Here is a 5401-nt window from a genome sequence, read left to right as displayed (position 1 = left end):
GCAACCTTCTCGCCACGGTCATAAGCTTCCCAGCCACCGCCACCGAACACGTCAACACCAAGCTGCGACGCCACATGGGCGAAATCGACATTCACCCAGTTGTCGACGATCTTGCCGTCAACGACTTTCCAGAAGTCCATGTAGCGAATCTCAACCCGTTTCCCGGTTGGCGCGATCCCCAGGAACTCACCGGAATGGGTCGCCTCTTGACGGCCGAAAGCAGCCGCCCATTCGCCCATGTAGAGCCGGGCTTCGTCGATACAGACCTTGTCTGAAAACGCCGCCTGGAACGGGCGCTGCCAGTTGTCCTGAAACTCTTTCAAACCGTATTTGGTGCCGCAGCCCTGGTTGCCCATCCAGCGGAATCCATCAGCGAAGAATTCGCCGATGTCGCTGATCCGATGGTCATTCAACCCGTCCACCATGGCTTCGATCACCGCACGGGTTTCTTCGGTTTTTCCAAGGTCTGTGTCGCGGGTCAGAACCGCCTGTTCCGGTCGGGAACCTTTCATTGTCTTTGTCCTTTCAGAATGCGTTGGGAGAGTCTGTGGCCGGAAAACCCGGCACGACAGATGAAATCCCTTGGCATCCTGTTCAGGGCGGGATGGCGCCCCAGCGCGCTATGACGGGCGGACGAACTCATGCCGCCACCTTTGTCGACGTTATCGCCGCCATCCGCGCAAAAACATCGACGCCCAGTTGGGCGTACAGGTCCAGCATGTCGACCATGACCCAGCATTCGCGTATGCGGCCATTTTCGATACGCCAGAAATCGAGACTGCGCCGGGTGATCCGGCGGCCCGTAGGTGCCAACCCGAGGAAACCATCACCGGAATGCAGCGCGGTACCTGACGGCCAGCCGGTAAAGGCGACAAGGTCGCCATCGCCGAAGAAAATACCCTCGTCGAGGTGGCGCGTGTTGTCGGACAGCCCTTCGCGGAACTGGCGGAAAATCCGGTTGGCAATGTCTGCATGTCCGCGTGCTGTGCCAAGTCCGGTGGGGCCGTACCAGAAAGCGTGATCGTGCCAGTATCCGCCAAGGCCGCGCTCCGGTGTGCCGGCAGTCCCTTGTTTGAGATCATGCAACATGTCCCAGACCAGCCGAACCGATGCGTCCACCCGTGCCGCATCAAAGGGCGCCGTAACCACCCCCTGCCCATCGGCAGGGCCCGGGCACATCCATTCCACGCCCAGTTGCGGCGCCATCGGCCAGACCCCGGACTGCGCCATGATTTGCGGTATGTCCCACAGCCCTTCCATCTCGACGATCCTGTCGTCTTCGATGCGCAGATATTCATGATAGCGCATGAAAACCGGCCCCCCGCAGCCGGGAATCCCCAGCCAGTTTCCAGACAAAGTGCCCACGAAATTGCCACCAAGCCCCACCCAGTTGCCGCCGTCCTCCTTGCCCCAACGGGGACCAGCCATGACGATAAAGTCGCGGCGCTCCATATCGGGCATTGCATCGATCAGCGGCGCATAGACACGGGTCCAGAGTGCCTCGGGTCCGGCCAGTTCCTGGAAGGGGAAGCCAAGGCGGATCTTTGCATCCGGCGCAAAGGCCTTCAGCAGCGCCGCCCGGACCTGCGCCGCATCGCAACTGGCGAATGCGGAACGCAGGGGCGCGACTATGGTCTTGTTGTGGTCGTGGACCGACATGGTTCAGCCTTTCACTGCACCCGCAGTCAGTCCCGACACGATCTGGCGCTGGAAGAACAGGATCAGCACGAACAGCGGGGCGGTGGCAGATACCACGGCGGCAACCGCGTACATTACCTTGCCCTCAACCTGGGTGGTGCCCATGAAGCTGTTGATGGCGGGAATAATGGTCTCGTTCTCTTCGCTCAGAAGCATCACGGCGACGGTGAAGTCGTTATAGGCCAGAAGGAAGCTGAACAGGCCGGTAGTGATAACGCCGGGCCACATCACCGGCACGATCACGTGCCAGAAAGCCTGGAACCGGGTGCAGCCATCGACCATGGCACTTTCGTCCATGTCCTTGGGAATGTTCTTGAAGAAGGAATGCAGCATCCAAAGCGTGAAGGGCTGGTTGATTGCCACTAGCACGATGATCGTGGTGGGCAGGATACCCCAGACGTTCCACTCGAAGAACCACAGCAGATAGCCTGAAACCAACGTCATGTGCGGCATGGCGCGGAACACCAGCGCGGCCATCAGGATCCAGAAGGCATACCGGAACCCTGAACGCGCCAGCGCATAGCCCCCCAGCGTCCCGAAAGTCAGCGAGATGATCACGGTAAAGAACACGACAATACCGGTGTTCTTGAAGTTGAACCAGAAATCCTCAAGCACCCAGGCACCGTGATACCCCTGCCCGGTAAAGGCGCTGCCGGTCTGTTCGATGGTATTGGCGCCAGTCAGCGCGTTCATCCAGTCGGCCTTTGACAGGAAGTCGGCCTGAACCTTGAAGCTGCCCCAGAAGGTCCAGAAGAAGGGGAAAGCCGCGACGATCAGCCAGAGCAACACGAAGGAATACGAAAACAGCTTGAGCGGGGTCATGCGGGATTGAGCAGCAGTTGCCATGTTCGTGTCCTCAGTGAGATTTGCGAGAGAAGTCGCGCCAGGTGCGGATCAGGACCGGCATCATCAGGATGATCACGATGATGATGGTCAGCAGCGATGTCGCACCGGCCGATGCATAAAGCGGATTGCCGCTTTCACGCAGGTCGTTGAAAATGATCCAGCTGAGCGAGCGGGCATGCGCCTCGGCCGAGAAGCTGACGATCGGTTCGAAAACCCGCAAGTTGTCCATGATCAGCATGAGGGTCACGAAGGACACCAGCGGCATCAAGTGCGGAACGACCACATGGATCAGGCGTTGCCACTTGCTGGCACCGTCGATCTGGGCCGCTTCCATGGTGTCCTCGGGTACGGTCTGAAGCCCGGCATAGAAGGTTATGAAGCTGAACGGCAGAGTGTGCCAGACCCCATAGATCATGAGCATGATCCACATCAGCGGCGTTGACGCCTTGAGACTGAGCGAGGGGTCGTTGAATATCTTCTGGATGGTCGCACCGATCACGCCGTCACCGTCCACCATCCAGAACAGGATCAGTGAGCCGACCAGAGGGGTGACGAGAAACGGCAGAAGCGAGACGAAGATCGCCAACCCCTTGAGCATAGCGGGAAGGTTGTTGACCCCCACCGCGATCGCAAGGCCAAGCACCAGCACCAGTGGCGTGACGACGAACGCATATGTCAGCGTGAAGGTCAGGGCGTTGTAAAATGGCAGATTATAGACCTGTCCCCAGAACTCGCCCATGGTTTTCGAGGTCGCCCAGGCTTCGCTGATATCCGCGACGGCCAGGTGCGAGCGGTTGAGGTAGGTGCCAAGCCCGTTGAACTTGCCCAACGGTTGTTCCTGGCGCAGCTTCTCGGTGGCCTCGACATCTACTGCCGTTGACGGTTTGCAGCCAAACGGACCGCAGTTTTCCGTCACCACCAGCACCTGCTCATGAGCCACAAAGAGGGATTGGACAAAGACCGAAACGATGGGCAGCGCTATGAAAAGAACCATTGCCGAAAGCGTCGGCAGGATGAACCAGAAAAAGGTGCGGTGCTTCATGGCATATGTCCTGATCGTCGGAGTTTGTTGGAGGGGTGAGAGGCCCCGAAGGGCCCCTCTGGGGAGGTATTACTGAAGGAAGCCCGCTTCCTTGGCCGCGGTGATATAAGCGGCTTCGACGTCAGCCAGGGCCTTTTCGGCGCTTTCGCCGCCCTTCAGGAAGTCGGCCAGCTCGGATCCAAGCGCGTTGTGCATCAGGCCGATCTGCGGCAGCATCGGATAGGGCTGCGCCCCCGCCTGCGCGGTCGCTGCAACGCCCGCAGCTGCGGCACCCGGCTTGAAGCCTTCCAACAGCCAGACGGCGTCATCGTTGTGCCCGGCCACCATTTCAGGGGTCAGGGCGCTGGCAAGCGCGGCAAATGTGGCTTCGGCTTCGGCGTCAGAGATATTGGTCGCGATGGTGAAACCGTCCCACCACAGAGTTGCACCGGGCGTACCGCCGGGTTCAACCGAAGGTGCCGCCGAAAGCACGGTGTTCGACGTTACCTCTGCAGTCGAGCCTTCGTCATCCAGGATCGGCGACCCGCGCGAACCCCACATGATGCCAAGCGCAGCTTGACCGGCTTCCCACAGGCCCTGCGTCTCGTTCGACGCCTGGGTCAGGTGGTCGGGATGGGCATATTCGACAAGCTCTTTCAACGTATTCAGCGCAGCAACACCCGCCGGGCTGTTGACCGAAGGCTCGGCGGTGCCGGGTTTGAAGAACTCACCACCATGCGCAAGGAAGGCAAGGTTGAAGGACTCACCCACGTTCCAGCCGGTCTTCATGTTCATCACGATCGGGTGTTCCATGATGCCCGCTTCGCGGATGGCCTTGGCCGCAGCCACGACCTCATCATAGGTTGACGGGATCGTATCGATGCCTGCCTGGGCCAGGATGTCCTTGCGCGAGAACAGATGCTGCGAGTTAGCCATGAACGCCACGGCCATGATCTTGCCGTCGATGGTGATCATCAGGTTCTTGGGCAGGTGAGATCCGTATTTCTCAACCAGATCGTTCAGCGGACGCACGAGACCGTCGTTCATCAGCTGGGTCAGGGTCGAGTTGGCAACGATGACCGAGGTATATTCCGACGGGTTCGGCGTCAGCGCGGCATTCATGATCTGGCGCGCCTCGGTGGTGTGGTTGCGGCTGAATTCTGCGGCGGCAGCGCCACAATTGGCTTCGGCCGTGCCCGCAACCGCGTGAATGGCGGGGAAGTCACTGGCCAGGATGCGGATCGACTGGCCCGAAGGGCCGCAATCGGCAGCAAAAGCCGCAGTTCCCATAAGGCCGGCTACGGCCCCGGCGATGGCGATCTTCTTCAGAAACATCTTAATCTCCCTGTTTCCTTTGGTGTCGGATGTGCTCTGAGGAAACACATCCTTGGGTGACCCCGCCCCGATCAGGCGGATGGCCGTTCAAAGCCTTCAATTCTCAAGCCGCTCCCCTGTCGTGGCATCAAACAGGTGACAGATTTCAGCTGGCACCGAGAGCGAAACAGACGTGCCAATTTCGGACCGGAAGTCCTTGGGCGCGCGCACCGCGATCAACTCGCCGCCGATGCGGACAGTGACCATTGTGGCATCACCCAGAAGTTCAAGGGTGTAGATCGGCGCAGTGATCTCGTGGTGCCCGGCATCCCCCAGCCCGGCATCTTCGGCCCGGAAACCCAGTGTGACCGGACCATCGGGCGCCTTCAGCCCCGGGATACGCACATTTTCGGCGACGAATGTCCCAGCTTCGATGCGACCGTTCATCAAATTCATCGCCGGGTTGCCGATGAAGCTGGCGACAAATGTGTTTGCGGGTGTGTCATAGATTTCGGTCGGGCT

Annotated in this window: 6 protein-coding genes; all 6 read right to left on the bottom strand. The window is 59.8% G+C overall.

Annotation, left to right across the window (positions count from 1 at the left end; translation table 11 throughout):
* Positions 1 to 512, bottom strand: a 512-nt coding sequence (locus tag JQ863_RS19300; protein ID WP_204115986.1) for an ester cyclase, incomplete at its 3' end; no start/stop codon positions are given.
* A 127-nt stretch (positions 513 to 639) separates the two neighbouring features.
* The gene (locus JQ863_RS19295; protein ID WP_204115985.1) at positions 640 to 1659 is read right to left on the bottom strand and encodes an ester cyclase; all 1020 of its coding nucleotides are present in this window, start codon (positions 1657 to 1659) and stop codon (positions 640 to 642) included.
* A gap of 3 nt (positions 1660 to 1662) precedes the next feature.
* Entirely contained in the window at positions 1663 to 2544 is an 882-nt protein-coding gene (locus JQ863_RS19290; protein ID WP_204115984.1) for a carbohydrate ABC transporter permease, read from the bottom strand.
* A 10-nt stretch (positions 2545 to 2554) separates the two neighbouring features.
* Entirely contained in the window at positions 2555 to 3586 is a 1032-nt protein-coding gene (locus JQ863_RS19285; protein ID WP_204115983.1) for a carbohydrate ABC transporter permease, read from the bottom strand.
* A 69-nt stretch (positions 3587 to 3655) separates the two neighbouring features.
* Positions 3656 to 4900 carry an ABC transporter substrate-binding protein gene (locus tag JQ863_RS19280; protein ID WP_204115982.1) on the bottom strand — a complete coding sequence of 415 codons (1245 nt, stop codon included), beginning with the start codon at positions 4898 to 4900 and terminating at the stop codon, positions 3656 to 3658.
* A 96-nt stretch (positions 4901 to 4996) separates the two neighbouring features.
* Positions 4997 to 5401, bottom strand: a 405-nt coding sequence (locus JQ863_RS19275; RefSeq protein WP_204115981.1) for a TOBE domain-containing protein, incomplete at its 5' end; no start/stop codon positions are given.

It is taken from the genome of Shimia biformata, assembly GCF_016888515.1.
In the GTDB taxonomy this organism is placed as follows: Bacteria; Pseudomonadota; Alphaproteobacteria; order Rhodobacterales; family Rhodobacteraceae; genus Shimia_A; species Shimia_A biformata.
This window is presented reverse-complemented; position numbering and strand designations above follow the sequence as displayed.